The organism is Mycobacterium hubeiense (genome assembly GCF_002838065.1).
In the GTDB taxonomy this organism is placed as follows: Bacteria; Actinomycetota; Actinomycetes; order Mycobacteriales; family Mycobacteriaceae; genus Mycobacterium; species Mycobacterium hubeiense.
Genome location: NZ_PIZU01000016.1, coordinates 1 through 14,682, shown reverse-complemented (window position 1 = coordinate 14,682; position 14,682 = coordinate 1). Strand labels below are relative to the sequence as shown.

General features: G+C 65.2%; 14 protein-coding genes and 1 pseudogene. 10 read left to right on the top strand and 5 right to left on the bottom strand.

The genetic code is table 11. From position 1 onward, the window contains the following. Nucleotides 1–78 precede the first annotated feature (78 nt). The 5 genes from CWS39_RS14050 (at nt 79) to CWS39_RS14030 (ending at nt 5,978) form a co-directional block, all read left to right on the top strand. On the top strand, nt 79–792 hold the full coding sequence (locus CWS39_RS14050; RefSeq protein WP_142386846.1) for a hypothetical protein: 714 nt from the start codon (nt 79–81) through the stop codon (nt 790–792). A gap of 64 nt (nt 793–856) precedes the next feature. Beyond that, a complete protein-coding gene (locus tag CWS39_RS14045) occupies nt 857–2,113 on the top strand; it encodes a helix-turn-helix domain-containing protein (protein WP_102143545.1) in 1,257 nt (418 codons plus the stop codon). Between the two features lie 22 nt (nt 2,114–2,135). Further along, on the top strand, nt 2,136–3,341 hold the full coding sequence (locus CWS39_RS14040) for a tyrosine-type recombinase/integrase (protein ID WP_102143630.1): 1,206 nt from the start codon (nt 2,136–2,138) through the stop codon (nt 3,339–3,341). Next, complete coding sequence (locus CWS39_RS14035; protein WP_102143544.1) at nt 3,328–5,568, top strand: tyrosine-type recombinase/integrase; 2,241 nt, start codon at nt 3,328–3,330, stop codon at nt 5,566–5,568. The genes CWS39_RS14040 and CWS39_RS14035 overlap by 14 nt, the downstream gene beginning before the upstream one ends. Continuing rightward, nucleotides 5,565–5,978, top strand: coding sequence for a DUF6262 family protein (locus CWS39_RS14030; protein ID WP_102143543.1), 414 nt, complete (start codon nt 5,565–5,567; stop codon nt 5,976–5,978). Before CWS39_RS14035 ends, CWS39_RS14030 begins: the two co-directional genes overlap by 4 nt. Nucleotides 5,979–6,032: 54 nt before the next feature. On the opposite strand, the gene CWS39_RS14025 is transcribed toward CWS39_RS14030, so the two are convergent. Continuing rightward, a complete protein-coding gene (locus CWS39_RS14025; RefSeq protein ID WP_431306130.1) occupies nt 6,033–6,269 on the bottom strand; it encodes a F0F1 ATP synthase subunit C in 237 nt (78 codons plus the stop codon). Nucleotides 6,270–6,344: 75 nt separating this feature from the next. Further along, nucleotides 6,345–6,584 (bottom strand): TipAS antibiotic-recognition domain-containing protein, encoded by a 240-nt coding sequence (locus CWS39_RS14020; RefSeq protein WP_102143541.1) that lies wholly within the window; start codon nt 6,582–6,584, stop codon nt 6,345–6,347. A 148-nt stretch (nt 6,585–6,732) separates the two neighbouring features. Between CWS39_RS14020 and CWS39_RS14015 the strand changes: the two genes are divergently transcribed. Beyond that, on the top strand, nt 6,733–8,049 hold the full coding sequence (locus CWS39_RS14015) for an IS256 family transposase (RefSeq protein ID WP_102143540.1): 1,317 nt from the start codon (nt 6,733–6,735) through the stop codon (nt 8,047–8,049). Here CWS39_RS14015 and CWS39_RS14010 read toward each other — a convergent pair. The 3 genes from CWS39_RS14010 to CWS39_RS29185 all read right to left on the bottom strand — a co-directional run bounded on the left by CWS39_RS14010 (nt 8,011) and on the right by CWS39_RS29185 (nt 10,804). After that, nucleotides 8,011–8,931 (bottom strand): winged helix-turn-helix transcriptional regulator, encoded by a 921-nt coding sequence (locus CWS39_RS14010; RefSeq protein WP_102143539.1) that lies wholly within the window; start codon nt 8,929–8,931, stop codon nt 8,011–8,013. The two genes, CWS39_RS14015 and CWS39_RS14010, sit on opposite strands and share 39 nt — an antisense overlap. Continuing rightward, on the bottom strand, nt 8,928–10,160 hold the full coding sequence (locus CWS39_RS14005; RefSeq protein ID WP_102143538.1) for an alpha-hydroxy-acid oxidizing protein: 1,233 nt from the start codon (nt 10,158–10,160) through the stop codon (nt 8,928–8,930). The genes CWS39_RS14010 and CWS39_RS14005 overlap by 4 nt, the downstream gene beginning before the upstream one ends. A gap of 167 nt (nt 10,161–10,327) precedes the next feature. Continuing rightward, complete coding sequence (locus tag CWS39_RS29185) at nt 10,328–10,804, bottom strand: hypothetical protein (RefSeq protein WP_199178126.1); 477 nt, start codon at nt 10,802–10,804, stop codon at nt 10,328–10,330. Between CWS39_RS29185 and CWS39_RS13995 the strand changes: the two are divergent. The 4 genes and pseudogenes from CWS39_RS13995 to CWS39_RS13980 all read left to right on the top strand — a co-directional run. Then, a pseudogene (locus tag CWS39_RS13995) lies at nt 10,803–11,696 on the top strand (alpha/beta fold hydrolase); the annotation flags it as partial. The gene CWS39_RS29185 and the pseudogene CWS39_RS13995 sit on opposite strands and share 2 nt — an antisense overlap. Nucleotides 11,697–11,804: 108 nt before the next feature. Then, nucleotides 11,805–12,716 (top strand): alpha/beta fold hydrolase, encoded by a 912-nt coding sequence (locus CWS39_RS13990; RefSeq protein WP_102143536.1) that lies wholly within the window; start codon nt 11,805–11,807, stop codon nt 12,714–12,716. After that, on the top strand, nt 12,713–13,693 hold the full coding sequence (locus CWS39_RS13985; RefSeq protein WP_102143535.1) for an NAD(P)H-binding protein: 981 nt from the start codon (nt 12,713–12,715) through the stop codon (nt 13,691–13,693). The genes CWS39_RS13990 and CWS39_RS13985 overlap by 4 nt, the downstream gene beginning before the upstream one ends. A 260-nt stretch (nt 13,694–13,953) precedes the next feature. Beyond that, nucleotides 13,954–14,562 (top strand): hypothetical protein, encoded by a 609-nt coding sequence (locus CWS39_RS13980; RefSeq protein ID WP_102143534.1) that lies wholly within the window; start codon nt 13,954–13,956, stop codon nt 14,560–14,562. The last annotated feature ends 120 nt before the right edge of the window (nt 14,563–14,682 follow it).

The following is a 14,682-nucleotide window of genomic DNA, read 5'->3' as shown; positions in this document are numbered from 1 at the left end:
TGAGCAGCCAAAATTTTGCCGACCGGCAGCGGCGTGGCGCGACGTTGAGTGTGGGATACCGGGGTAAATGTTTACCCCATGGAACTACACGACGATCCTCAGCAGTTGGTGGAGGAACTCGTCCGGCAGCATGCTCAGGTTTTGGGCGAGGCGCATGGGGATCTGGCTGCGCGGCATCCGGAAGTCCCGGATCGTTTTGTCGATCAGGGCGGCAATGTGCGACCGATCACGGTGTCGTGCTCGGTGTTGGAAACGTTTCTGCTATCGAGGTTACGGCGGGAGACTCCCGATTCGACTCTAAAAGTCAAGGCGGGCAACGGGATGGGAGTTCTTCTGCTCGACGGGAAGGGCTCGCGGATTTATGTGCGCAAGCATCCGCGCAATCGGCGGACTGGTCAGCTGATCGAGACTGTGCCGTTTGTGCCGGGTGGGGAGCAGTACAGCATCGAGGAGGTGCTGGGTCACCCGATCGGTGGCGAAGAGGGTATTCCCGAGCCGCAGAAGTATCGGGAATACCTGTTGTGGTGGCCGGACGGTCGCGGGTTTTTCGGCGGCGCGGTCCTCGCGGCGGGGCTTCTCCTCGACAATGTGGAGGTTCTTTACGGTCGGACACCGTTGCCGCCGCCGATCATGGAGGACCGCTCATTCAATGTTGGTCTCGGCGGGAGCCGTCGGGAGGGCGCGGGACCGGGGGCCTTCGGGACACGGCGCCGCGACGACGACTTCGCCGAGGTCGACGAGGACGCTGCGAGCGAGCAGGACGAGGAGGACGGTCCGCCGAAATCGTCGTAGCCATCGTGCACAGTGTTGGGTGCATGTGGGTTTCCCAACCCGGTGACGTTGAATTGAGCGCACGATGATTGAGGTTTTTGGTGCACGGGTCCGGCAGGCCCGGTTGTTGAGGCGGATGACGGCGCGGTCGGTGGTGGAAGCCACAGGCTGGAGTACGTCACGACAGTCCCAGATTGAGAAGTCGCTGACGGTGCGGCTCGACGACGGTGACGTTGCGTTGCTGGCGGGGTTGTTCCGGTTTCCTGCAGCGTTTTTCAGCTCGGAGCCGCGGACACGGATCACCGCGAACGAGCTGTTGTTTCGGGCGCCGAAGTCAATGACGGTGGGTGAGCAGGAGTTTCTGGCGACGTTCGCGTCGTTGGCTGGCGATTTTCTCGGTGAGCTCGATGGCCGGTCGAAGCTGCCTCCGGTGAAGGTTCCGACGGTCAGCCCCGATGAGCTGGCACACAGTTCGATCACGGTGGCCGCGGCACGTCTGCGTGAGGCGATGGGACTGGAACCCGATGAGCCGCTTGACGATTTGATGTATGAGGCCGAGCGGCTGGGTGCTCCGGTGATTGTCCGGCGCCGGGTCGCCGGTGACTGGGAAAGCGAGTTCGCCGCTACCGGTGGGCGTTCTCGTGATGAGCGGCATTTGGGGTATTCGAGTTGGGTGGGCCGGTTACGGGACCGGCCGCTGCTGGTGTTGAGGGATAGCGACTCGTGGGAGCGGACCCGGTTCACGGTCGCCCATGAGCTCGGTCATTTGGTGTTGCACAGTCACGCCTACTGCTCGGTCAGTGCCGCCGACGAGTTGGAGGCGAACCGGTTCGCGACCGAGTTGTTGGCCCCGGCAGGGGTCATCGCCGGTGAGTTGCCGCGGGTGATGTCGCTGTTGAATCTGCGTCCGCTCAAAGACAAGTGGGGTCTGTCGTTGGGGTCGTTGATCATGCATCTGCGGGATTCGGGGCTGATCGCAGCCGATCGGGCGAAAATGTTGACCACCCAGCTGCATTCACGGATCAACCCGGATACCGGGCACACGTGGGGTATGACGGAACCGGGGTGGGCTGACCGCGTCCCGGAGCGGCCCCGGCTGCTGCGCAAGTGGGTGGAGCGCTGTTACGGCGGCGCGTCGGTGCGGATGCTGAGCGCCCGGGAATCGATGATTTATCCCGCTGATGTGCTGGATTGGTTTTTGGCCACACAGCGGCCGGCGCCGGCGGCCGAGCATAAGCCGGTCGCGGCCAGTGTCGGCCATGGCCGCACCGCGGCCCCACCGGCCGACGGCGGCTCCCAGGTGATCCGGTTGGACGATTTCCGCAAGGGCAGGCCATCGTGAATGTGGTGGGGTGCGGCTGACGGTGGCACAGGTGCAGCGGGTGCGCTTTGAGGACCGGCCACCCACCTACACGGTGGTCGGCGTCGACAAGTTGCCCGTGGCCCCGGCGCGTGAGTACCTGACGTTTCTGCGCAACCAAGGGGGCTCACCGAACACGCTGCGCGCCTATGCCTATGGGCTGGCGGCGTGGTGGACGGCGCTGGAGAGCAGTAACACAGCGTGGGATGATTTCCCCACCAGTCTGTTTGGCCAGTTCCTGGCTTATCTGCGCACCGGGGATATGCCTGGGGTGGCCCGTATCGGTGAACCAGAGCAGAGATTGGCCGAGTCCTCGCTGCTGCCGCGCAGTGCGGCGGTGTTGTCGATGTACCGGTATTTCGCCAATGCCCATGACCTGGTGCGCCCCTACCGGCGGTTGTACGCCAGTCATGCTCGTACGTCCCGGCGGGGCCGCTATGCACCGTTTCTGGCAGGGGTCGGCCCGAAACGCGAGCAGGACGGGCCGATTCACCGGCTCCGCGGTCTGCAGCGCGCCGAAACACCGGTGCTGCTGCCGGTGCAGGTCAACGCCATCTTGGATGCGTGTAGTGTCCAGACGGTCTCGGGTGAGTGGTCGGGCGGCGGGGCGGGGCTGCGTGACCGGTTGTTCTTCGCGGTGTTGGCCGAAACCGGGATGCGGCTCGGTGAGGCGTTGTCGTTGCGCCACAGTGATTTTGATATTGCCGGTGGCGGTACCCCATCGGTGATGGTGGCGGGCCGTGATGATCATCCGCACGGGGTGCGCGCGAAATCGGGCCCGCGCCGGATTTACATCGGCGACGATCTGGTCGCCCTCTACACCGAGTACGTGTGGCAGTTGGTGGCCGCCGGCGCGGATGTCACGGTCGGCGATCTGGCGTCGTGTTTCGTGTTTGTCAACCTGGTGCGAGGCGTGCGCTATGCCCCGCTGCGACCGGAAACCATCTACGACAAGGTGGATCTGATCACCGCGCGCCGAACCGGCGTGCTGCCTGAGCAGTGGACGCCGCACTGGCTGCGCCACACCCACGCCACCGCGTTGTTGCTGGCTGGGGTGGATGTGCATGTGGTGATGCGTCGTCTCGGTCACGCCGACGTGCAGACCACGTTGTCGACCTACGGGTGGGTGACCGCCGACGCCGAGATGCGCACGCTGGCCGAATGGAAGAACTATGTCGCTGGGTGGAAGGTGAACCGTGACGGGCAATGACAGTCCTGCACCAGCGCATACCCCACCGACGCGCGGTGCCGCCGGGGATCGGTGGACACAGCAGTGGCAACAAGTGCCGCCGCAGTGGCGCAGGCTGGTCTATCACCTGGATACCGGCCCGGCCAACACGGTCTTTCAGCGCAACCCGCGCTACCGGCCCACCCCGGACGGCCACGACTTCACCCCGCAGGGTGTGCCGCAACGGTTGTGCGAGGAGCTCGCGTGGTGGGTGTGGCTGTGTGGACACGAAGAACGTCGCAAGATCGAACCGTCGCTGCTGAAATGGACCAGCGGTGCACTGAGCATCGCCGCCGCCGACTACCACCAACGGCACCGGCGTTACCCGGTCAGTGTCGCTGATCTGAGCGCCGAGGCCATCGTGCGTCACGGGGTACGCGAGTTCGAGCGCCGCACCGGTCGGCTGCCCTCGGCCGGGTTTCGGCGCAACGTGGCCAGTTTCATCGAGCACCTGCACCTGTATGTGTCGGTCCGCTGCACCGACCGGTCATGGTGGGCTCATGACATCTGGGATCTGGACGCTGATCCCCGCATCCCGCAGCGTGAGCACGAACCCTGCCATGACCAGGTTGCCCGCCTCGGAGGGATCGAACCGGTCTGGCTGCGTGAAGGGGTGCGGTTCTGGCTGCGCACCTGTTTGACGGCTGAACTGCTGCGCTGGTCGTCGGTGATCGGCCGCACCCGCGGCATCACTCGCCATCTGGGCCCATTCTTGGTCGAACGCGGGATCGATGATCCGGTGATCAGCACCGACCGGGCGGCGCTGCGGCTGGTGTTCACCGAGTTCACCGAATACCTCAAATCACCTGCCGCGCGGGCCAAACCGGAGCGTCCGCTGTCGGCGGCGACGATCGCGGTCGTCCAGTCCAAGATTCAGATGTTCTACACGTTCATGGTGGACCATGCCGAGGAAGCCGCGGCAGCGACCGGAGATCCTCGCTGGAGCCGGTTGACCGACACCCATACCCGGTTGTGGGGTGCGGCGTTTCGCAGCCGACGCCCTACCGGCGGCCGGGAGCTGACCTGGTTTTCGACCGCCGAGCTGCAGCGGATGCTGTGCTATCTCGATGTGCTGGCCGCCGATGCGGGCAAACCGGTGGTCATCACCCACCCCGATTCCACCATCTCGGTCGTGGCTGGTCTCGGCGATCCGCAAGCCGCGAGGATCTGGCTGCTGCAAGCGTTGACCGGGCGCCGGGCCTCGGAGATTCTGATGCTCGATTTCGAGCCGCTGCAGCCGATCCCGGGCCACGACCGCCCCACCGGAGCCAAAGACGATCCCGACGGATTCGTGGCCAAACTTCGCTACCAGCAGACCAAAGTCGACGGGGTGGTGCCCACCATCCTGGTCGAGCAGGCCGTGGTCAACGTGATCAGCGAACAGCAAGACTGGATCCGGCGGCGCTACCCACAGCTGGACCCGAAGTACCTGTTCCTCGGGGTGCGCTACCAGCACCAGGGCCAACGACCACGCAGCTATGACTCCTACAGCCGTATCCTCAATCGGCTCGACACCATCCACGGCCTCACCGACACCGCCGGCCACCCGCTGCGGTTCTCACAGACCCACCGGCTGCGCCACACCCGGGCCACCGAGCTGCTCAACGACGGCGTGCCGATCCATGTGGTGCAGCGCTACCTCGGACACGCCTCACCGGCAATGACCCTGCGCTATGCCGCCACCTTGCAAGCGACGGCCGAAGCGGAGTTTCTGCGGCACAAAAAGATCGGCGCCCATGGCACCGACATCACCATCAGCCCGTCTGACATCTACGACATGACCCAGCTCTCGGCGCGCACCGACCGGGTGCTGCCCAACGGGGTGTGCCTGCTGCCGCCGGTGGCCACCTGCGACAAGGGCAACGCCTGCTTGTCATGCGGGCATTTCGCCACCGACGCCACCCACCTCGACGAACTGGTCGACCAACGCGCCAAGACCCTGAAACTGATCGACGTCCGCCGCGAACAGTACCGTGCCCGCACCGGGCGCGAGCTCACCGACGACAACGTGTGGATCCATGAGCGTCGCCGCGAAATCGCCTCACTGGACGCCATCCTCGACCGGCTCCACCGCGACGACGTGACCGATGACGGCGCGAACAGCGTCGCCGGTGCGGGTACCGCCAACCGGGCACCCACGATGCAGACTGCTGCACGCGGAAGCCACGAATCAGTGTTGCGCAAGGCCGACCCGGACACGCCGCGATGAGCCGACCCAAGCCGCCGCCACCCACCCAGAAAGCACTGAATGCGCTGGACAAATACCGCCAGGACCGCAGCGATGAGAAGCGCCGCGACATCGAAAAGGCGATCGCCTACCTGCGCAAAACCAACGCCGACATCAACTTCTCCACCGTGTCCCGCCGCGCCAAGGTGTCCCGAAAGACCATCTACAAACACGACGACCTGGTGGCCCTCATCAAGCAGTACCGCGACCGCCCCGCCGCCCGCCAGCCAGCACCGGCCGGCCGCGAAACCAGCATCGACGCTGCGCTGCGCCACAAGCTCGCCGCCAAAGACAAAGAGATCGCCGCACTCAAAGCCACCGTGGCAGAACAACAATCAACCATCGAACTGCTCTACGGCCAACTCGACACGCTGCACGAGCAGATCACCTGATCATCTGCGCCAGCGTTCACCGGCACCTATCGAATCCGCAAGGAGGACAGGGAATTACTTGCCGGGTGTGGCGAATACGAACAGTGCCATGAAGGCGACATTGATGAAGAACGCGGCTTCGACGAGGCCGACGGTGATCAGGAATGGGGCGAACATTCTGGCCTGGGCTTCGGGTTGGCGTGCCACGCCCGCGACCAGTTGAGCGCCAGCCAGCCCGTCTCCGATCCCGGCGCCCACCGCGCCGCCGGCCATCATCAACCCGCCGCCGGCCAGAGCTCCTGCCGTGATGATGCCGTTGACCAGTTCAGGGTCGGCAGCCACTGTTGCCCCTTCGGCCAACGATGCCGTGGATCGGGTTGCCATTCATCACTGCATCCGAGTGTTGGCGTAGGCCAGCATGGCTTCACGCAGGTAGCCGGCCAGTCGGGGGTCCTGAGCGTCGTAGTGCGAGCGCAGATCTGAGGGCTCCTGCAGTGCCTCGGCCAGGGCGATGTAGCTGGCCTTGTCTGGACTCCACAACTTGCGTTGCAAGGCCAGATCGTCGTCGAGGACGGCGAAGGTTTCCGGGTCATCGGCGGCTACACCGTCGCGCAATAACCTCAGCATGCGTCGCGTTCAGGAGCAATGATCAGAACCTGTGGATGAGCCTCGGGGTGGGGGCGTGAAAGTGGGCGCACCTTCCCGAGGATGATCTGAATGTCAGTAGGTCCGATCATGAGCCGGCGTTGGCGCGCTGGTTCGGGAAGGTACGCCCATGCTCACCGTAGTTCACGACGCCGAGGACGCCAACGGCAGCGACACTCCCGGTCGCTCGTTGTTGGATGAGATCGTCCGCGACGGGGCGCGACAGATGCTGGCCGCCGCGTTGCAGGCCGAGGTCGCCGCCTACGTGGCCCAGTACGCCGACCAGCTCGATGAGAACGGTCACCGGCTGGTGGTGCGCAACGGCTACCACCAGCCCCGCGAGGTGCTGACCGCGGCCGGTGCGGTGCAGGTGAAAGCGCCGCGGGTCAACGACAAACGTGTCGACCCCGACACCGGCGAACGCAAACGGTTCTCCTCGGCGATCCTGCCGGCCTGGGCGCGCAAGTCTCCGCAGATGAGCGAGGTGCTGCCGCTGCTGTACCTGCACGGGCTGTCCACCAGCGACTTCACCCCGGCATTGGAGCAGTTCCTGGGTTCGGGTGCGGGGTTGTCGGCCACCACGATCACCCGGCTCACGGCGCAGTGGCAGGACGAGGCCCGCGCGTTTGGGGCCCGGGATCTGTCGGGCACCGACTACGTCTACCTGTGGGTCGACGGTATCCACCTCAAGGTCCGCCTGGACCAGGAAAAACTCTGTTTGCTGGTGATGCTGGGCGTGCGCGCTGACGGCCGCAAAGAGCTGGTGGCGATCACCGACGGCTACCGGGAATCGACCGAGTCGTGGGCTGATCTGCTGCGCGACTGCAAGCGACGCGGCATGACCGCCCCAGTGCTCGCGGTCGGCGATGGCGCCTTGGGGTTTTGGAACGCGGTGCGCGAGGTGTTCCCGGCCACTCGTGAGCAGCGGTGCTGGTTTCACAAGCAAGCCAATGTCCTTGCCGCGCTGCCGAAATCAGCACACCCGTCGGCGTTGGCAGCGCTCAAAGAGATTTACAACGCCGAGGATATCGACAAAGCCCAGGTCGCGGTCAAAGCCTTCGAGGTCGACTTCGGCGCCAAATATCCCAAGGCGGTCGCCAAGATCACCGACGATCTGGACACCCTGCTGGAATTCTACCGCTATCCCGCCGAGCACTGGATCCACCTACGCACCACGAATCCGATCGAAAGCACCTTCGCCACAGTGCGTTTGCGCACCAAAGTCACCAAGGGGCCGGGGTCACGGGCGGCTGGTCTGGCCATGGCCTACAAGCTCATCGACGCCGCCGCGGCCCGCTGGCGCGCCGTCAACGCACCACACCTGGTCGCCCTGGTGCGCGCCGGCGCGGTCTTCCACAAGGGCAAACTGCTTGAACGCCCCACCGAGATCACCCCACCAACCCCGCCCTCAGACGGCGATCAGCAAGCCGGAACGGAGGTCGCCTGAAACACCCCGATCCACAGGTCTTGACAATTCCTCTCGCGTCAGATCGTGGCCTTCAGCGTTGAATTCGCTCCAGTGCTGGCTGGACCATTCGGCGGTGTGGCGTTTGATCTCGGCGATCTCGGGTTGTTCTGTGCTGCCGGTGCTTTCGACGCGGCGTGCTTCCAGATTGTCGAGGTACTCGGGGCTCATTTCGAATCCCTCGAACATGTGCTCTGCAGGCATTTCCGTTCCCTCCTCTAGGTGCTTGATGGTGGCGGCCACCGTGGCAGCGAGACGGTCCAACCGGCCCCTCTCGTCGAGCAGTCGGCGATGATGCTGGCGGAGCGCCTCGATCGGATCGTGCTGCGCATCGACCACTTTTCCGATCGTGGTCAGATCCAACCCAAGGTCGCGAAGCAACAGGATCTGTTGCAGTCGCAGTAGCTGCTCCCGTTCGTAGTAGCGGTATCCGTTCGAACCGACCCGAGCCGGCCGCAAGACTCCTGTGGCCTTCGCGGGTTCGAACCGTGATTCCAGCGCGATCATGACCATTGCCGGGCTCACGGCGCCGCAACGTGGAGCTGATGACTTGAGCCGGGTCAGTCCCCAACGCGCAAGGTCCAGGATGAGTGGCCGCAGTTGTTGGCCGTCGGTGGTGAGTTGGTAGACCGCCAATTCGACTGGTGGCGGCAGCGTTGCGCGTTCGATGACACCGATGTCTTGCAGGTGTCGCAGCCGGGTCGACAACAGGCCGGTCCCAATGCCTGCTAGGTCGTCGGCGATGTCGGTGAACCGTTTCGGGCCGTGCACCAGGTTGCGGACGATCAGCAGCGTCCAACGCTCACCGAGCAGGTCGAGCGCGGTGGCCACAGGGCATCGCTGCTTGTAGGTCCGGCTACTCACCAGTCACCTCCGTCGAGGAAGTCGCGTGTGATGTCGCCTATTGAGGCCGCGCCGGTGAGGGCCATGGTGAGATCGAGTTCGGCGATGATGTTGGCGATGACGTCTTCGACGCCGCGTTGGCCGGCGATGGCCAGCCCGTACATGTAGGGGCGGCCGAGCAACACGGCGTCCGCGCCGAGGGCCAGCGCGGTGAACACGTCGGCGCCGGTGCGGATGCCGCTGTCGAGCAGCACGGTGGGTTCGCGGCCGACCTCGTCTCGGATCCGTATGAGCGCGTCGAGTGAGGCCACGGCGTTGTCGATCTGGCGGCCGCCGTGGTTGGACACGACGATGCCCTCGACGCCCATTTCGAACGCGCGGTGCGCGTCGTCGGGGTGCAGGATGCCCTTGAGCACGATGGGGAGCCGGGTGCGGTCGCGAAGGGTGGCCAGATGGTCCCAGCTGAGGCCGGGGTTGGAATAGGCCAGAAATCGGCCGGGGTGGTTGCGGGTGATGGACAGCAGGGTGCGCAGCGCTCCGAGGCTAGCTGCGGTTTTGCCGTCGGACACCTGATCTCGGTGCTGTGAGGTCAGCCGGGCAAACGCCGCGTCGGATGTGTATTGGGCGATCCCGACGCCCTGGGTGAACGGCAGCGATCCCAGGTTCAGGTCCTGGGGACGCCAGCCCAAGCAGGTGGTGTCCAAAGTGACGATCAGGGCGAACGCACCGATGTTCTCGGCGCGCGTGATCAGGCTGTCGACCACGCTGTCATCGGTGCTCCAGTACAGCTGGAACCACCGAGGCGCATAACCCATGGCGGCCGCGCATTGCTCCATGGGATCGCAGCCCTGGTTGCTGATTACGTATGGAACGCCGGTCGCCGCGGCGGCCCGAGCGGTTTTGAGGTCGCAGTCCTTGTCCATCAGCAGGCCGGCGCCGATCGGCGCCAGCAGCATCGGCGCGGGCATCGCGGTGCCTAACAGGTCGGTCGTCAGGTCGCGGCCGCGGATTCCGTGCGTCATCCGTGGCACGATCGCCCACCGGTCGAACGCCGCCCGGTTGTTGTTCATCGTGCGACCCTCGCCGGCGCCGCCGGCCACATAAGCCCACGCCTTTGCGCTGCTCGCTCGGCGGGCTGACGCCTCCAGAGTGGCGAAATCCGTTGGGACAACGGGTCGGCGACCCAGCGCGCCGTCACGGTACACAACGCTCTGGCGCGCGCGGCCACGGCCGATCTTCTGGATAGTCATATCGCCCCAAGGCCTCCCTCGTCCGCCGAGCGCTTCAACGCTGGCGCACAACTCGAAGCTTGCACTTCGGAATCATGTAGTGTTACGTTCGGATTAGTCAAACGATGGGCCGGGAACACGGCGGCCCGACGGCAGGAGAGCATTTGATGACCGCAGCACAGGCAGCATCAGCTGCGTCGATAGACGCAACGCGCTTCGCCAGCGACGTGGAACGGATCACCAATGAAGCGCGCCTTGATGCGGCGGTCGCCTTGTTTCACGACGACGCAGTTGCGGATTGGATCATCGATGGGGTCCGCCAGCATCTGGTCGGAATCGATGAGATCCGCCACGGCCTGACCGTGATGACGGCGGTGTGGGACCAGCACCGTCTGCGGGTCCGGAAACACGTGGAATGCGCGACGGCCGACACCATTGTGCTGAGTTGGCGCGGCGGATTCCGGGGCGCTCACAACCAGTTCGGCACTGAGATATGGACTTTCCGCGACAGTTTGGTCTCGCGTCACCAGATGTATGGCTATCTCGATGTGCGGCCCCACACCTCGGTCGTTGGCGCGGCGCGGCTCCTGGCGGTCGCTCCCCGTATCGCGACCAGCTTCGCCCGTCACCACCGAACGGCCGCCCGTGAGCAGCTCGACGGTCATCGGCGGAGCTGGCACTGTGCAGCGATTTGTTGACAGCGCAGACGGCGTGCGTATCGCGGTGTACGAGGAGGGCAATCTCGATGGCTCAGTCGTCGTGCTGGTGCACGGCTGGCCCGACTCACACGCGCTGTGGGACGGCGTCGTGTCGCTGCTGGCCGACCGGTTCCGTGTCGTGCGTTACGACAACCGTGGCGTCGGCAATACCGATGTGCCCAAACCGGTTTCGGCGTACACGATGGCATGCTTCGCAGATGATTTCGCCGCCGTCGTAGATGCGGTCGCACCAGGTCAGCGGGTGCATGTACTCGGCCACGACTGGGGTTCAGCGGGAATTTGGGAGTACCTGGGCCGCCCTGGCGCCAGTGAGCGGGTCGCGTCATTCACGTCAGTGTCCGGGCCGAGCCTCCATCACCTCAACCGGTTCATCGTTGACAATCTCAAGCGCCCGTACACGCCGCGGCTGTTCCTGCGCGGCCTGGCCCAGCTGCTGCGGCTGACCTACATGGGCCTGTTCTGCATACCTGTGCTATCACCGATGCTGGTCCGCGCTGCGGTGCGGGCCGGGCTGTTGAACCGCATGCTGCGGGTGCGCGACGGAATACCGACCGAGATGATCCACCATTCCGAGGCCATGGCCACCGACGCGGCCAACAGCGTGAAGGTGTACGGGGCCAACGTCTTCAACACACTGTGGAGCGCGCGCAGGGACCATTGCGTCGACGTGCCGGTGCAACTGATCGTCAACACCACAGATCCATTTGTACGGCCCTACATCTACGACGAATTGGCGCGGTGGGCGCCGCGTCTGTGGCCGCGTGACATCAAAGCCGGCCACTGGTCACCAATGTCGCACCCACATGTGATGGCGCTGACGGTGACTGGTCTGGTCGAACATCTCGCCGCCGAGACCGCCATGCCACCCGGTGAAGCCGTGAACCACAGCCATCGAAATCCGTAACTCGGTCCTGCAATTCAATAACGAAGAGGAGTAACCCGCACCATGACACCAAACAACTCGCGACACAGCACAGTTCTGGGCACCGTTCATGTGGCCAATCTGGACCGCGGAGCAATCCGCTACTACGACACCGGCACTGGGTCGCCGGTGGTGTTCGTTCACGGCTTCATGATGAACGCCAACACGTGGCGCAAAGTGATTCCCAATATCGCGGCGGCCGGCTATCGCTGCATCGCCCCTGATCTTCCGCTCGGTGCTCACAGTATCCCGGTGCCCTACGCTGATCTCACCCCACCCGGAGTCGCTGACATGCTCGCGGAATTTCTCGATCAACTAAACCTCACCGACGTCACTCTGGTGGCCAACGACTCCGGCGGCGTCGTCACTCAAAGCCTGCTCGTGCGCAACTCCGCACGCGTCGGGCGAGTGGTGCTCGCCGGGGTGGACTGCTACGAGGTGTTTCCCCCGGCCCGCTACAACTGGCTGACCAAAGCCATCAAAATTCCTGGCGCGACCCGTGCGGTGACCGAAATCATCCGGATCCGCGCCCTACAGCGCCTGCCGTTCACGTTCGGGCCCGCGACCAAGCGACCCATACCTGATGATGTGATGGACAGCTTCCTGTTGCCCAGCCGCAATAGCGCCGACGTTCGCGCCGACCTGAGCCGCTTCGTCGCACAAGGCGTGAGCAACAAGTTCACGCTCGAGGTCGTGCCCAAGTTCGCGTCCATCACCCAACCCGTTTTGGTCGCGTGGCCCCGCGAAGATCGCCTCGTCCCAGCCGAATACGGCCAGCGGCTGGCCAATGATCTGCCGAACGCCACCCTGAAGTTCATCGAGGACTCCCACATGCTGGTCCAGGAGGACCAACCCGACGTCTTCTCGGAGATGGTTGTCGAGTTTCTTCAGCAACACGGGACGAAAACCGCCGAACCGGTCAGCCGCAGCAAATGACCCAGCAACACCCGATGAACCGCACCCCCGATGCCGGAACAGACTCGGCACCAACCGCGAACACAGCTCCGCTGACCGCACTCATCGTCGGGGCAAGCGGTTTCAACGGGCGTGCCCTCGCCCGACGACTCACAGCCGGCGGTCATCGGGTGCGGGGCCTTGTTCGCAACACGGCTACCGCACCGATCGGTCTGGACGAAGTCGTTCGAGGCGACGCGGTCACCGGTGAGGGCCTGCAGCGGGCCCTCACCGGTGTGGACGTCGCCTACTACTTCGTACACTCGCTGGACCCGGGGCCGGGCAGCACCGACGAACGCGACGTGCGCGCCGCTCACACGTTCGCCGCCACGGCAGCTGCCGAAGGTGTCCCGCGAGTCGTCTACCTCACGACGCTGGCTCCACCGGCCGGCCAGGCCGCTCCGGCGTATCAACACAACCGCCTCAGCGTCGAACACATCTTTCGGGAGCGCATCGAGGGTGCTGTCGTTCTGCGTTGCCCGATGGTGCTCGGCTCGGGATCGCGGGCGTTGCGCCCCTATGTGCGTCTGGTTCACCGTCTTCCAGTGATCCCCCTTGGACCGTGGCGGCACAACCGCATCGCCGTCGTCGACGCACACACCGTCGCCGAATGCCTCCTGGCCGCGGCAACTGCGGACGCGACCGGTTCATGGGACGTGCCCGCCTCCGCACAGCCTACCCACCAGCAACTCGTCGAGCAGATCGCCGACGCCTTAGGGCTGCGTCGAACCACCCTGCCGCTCCCGGTGTCAAACGCGACAATCGAAGCCCGGCTCATCGCCGCCATCACCGGCGAGTCCTACAATTTCAGCCGAATCTTCGTCACCACCAACAAATTCGACTACACCGTCGATCCCGCCCGGCGAGTGCCCTTCCCGAACATCATTCCTCAGTCCGGCGCTGCGGCGGTATCCGCCGCGGTGCTCAATTGGACAGACTCGCCTCGCTACCGAAACTGACCGTCATACCGATTGCGATACGACGGGTCAACACCCAGCGTCCACGGCACGCGCCACCCGTGTTCGGAGGCATTCAGGGTGACCACGTGGGGGTAGCGGTCCGGCGCTGAGGCTGAGCAGCTGGTCTTGGTCTGTCGGTGCCGGTTGCTGTTTGTGGTGTCGGGGCGGCACGGTGATCAGGTCATTGGTAGGCGCCGGCCCTCCCGTCGTCTCTTGGCGGAGTGCTACGGGAGAGCCGCCTATGTGCGCTTGGAGGCGCAGTGGTCACCGTAGAGGCCGATCGTGATGGAGTCGAGCGCAGGCTGGCGGCGGGCGAGTTGTGGTGCCCGTCGTGTGGCGCGGCGCTAAGGGGCTGGGGGCGGGCCAGGTCGCGGCAGGTGCGCGGCGCGGACGGGCCGGTGGGGTTATGTCCGCGCCGGTCGCGGTGCACCGGTTGCGGGATGACGCATGTGTTGGTGCCGGTGACCGCGCTACTGCGCCGGGCCGATACGGCGGCGGTGATCGTGTCGGCGTTGGCGGCGAAAGCGCGGTGTGGCTTCGGGTTTCGGCGGATCGCCGCCGAGCTGGGTCGCCCGGGCGAGACGGTGCGTGGCTGGCTGCGACGCTTCGCCGAGCGGGCCGAGGCGGTGCGGTCGACGTTCACCGTCTGGTTGGCCGCGGTGGACCCGGATCCGGTGATGCCGGAGGCGGCCGGCGGGGTGTTCGCCGATGCGGTGACGGTGATCGCGGCGGTCGCGGCAGCAGTCGGGGGCCGGTTCGCGCTACCCACGGCGTCGCTGGCCGAGACCGCGGTGGCCGTGTCGGGTGGCCGGTTGTTGGCGCCGGGCTGGCCGGGTAGCGCGGTGCAACACGAGTCGACCCTGCCGTAGCCGTCGAGTGGGCCGTAATCCTGTGCGCTGTCGTGTGTTTTGAAGACAGCAAGGAGGCAGGCGGTGGCGGTCGGCGATGACGAGGCGAAGGTGCGAGCCGAGCGAGCCCGGGCGATCGGA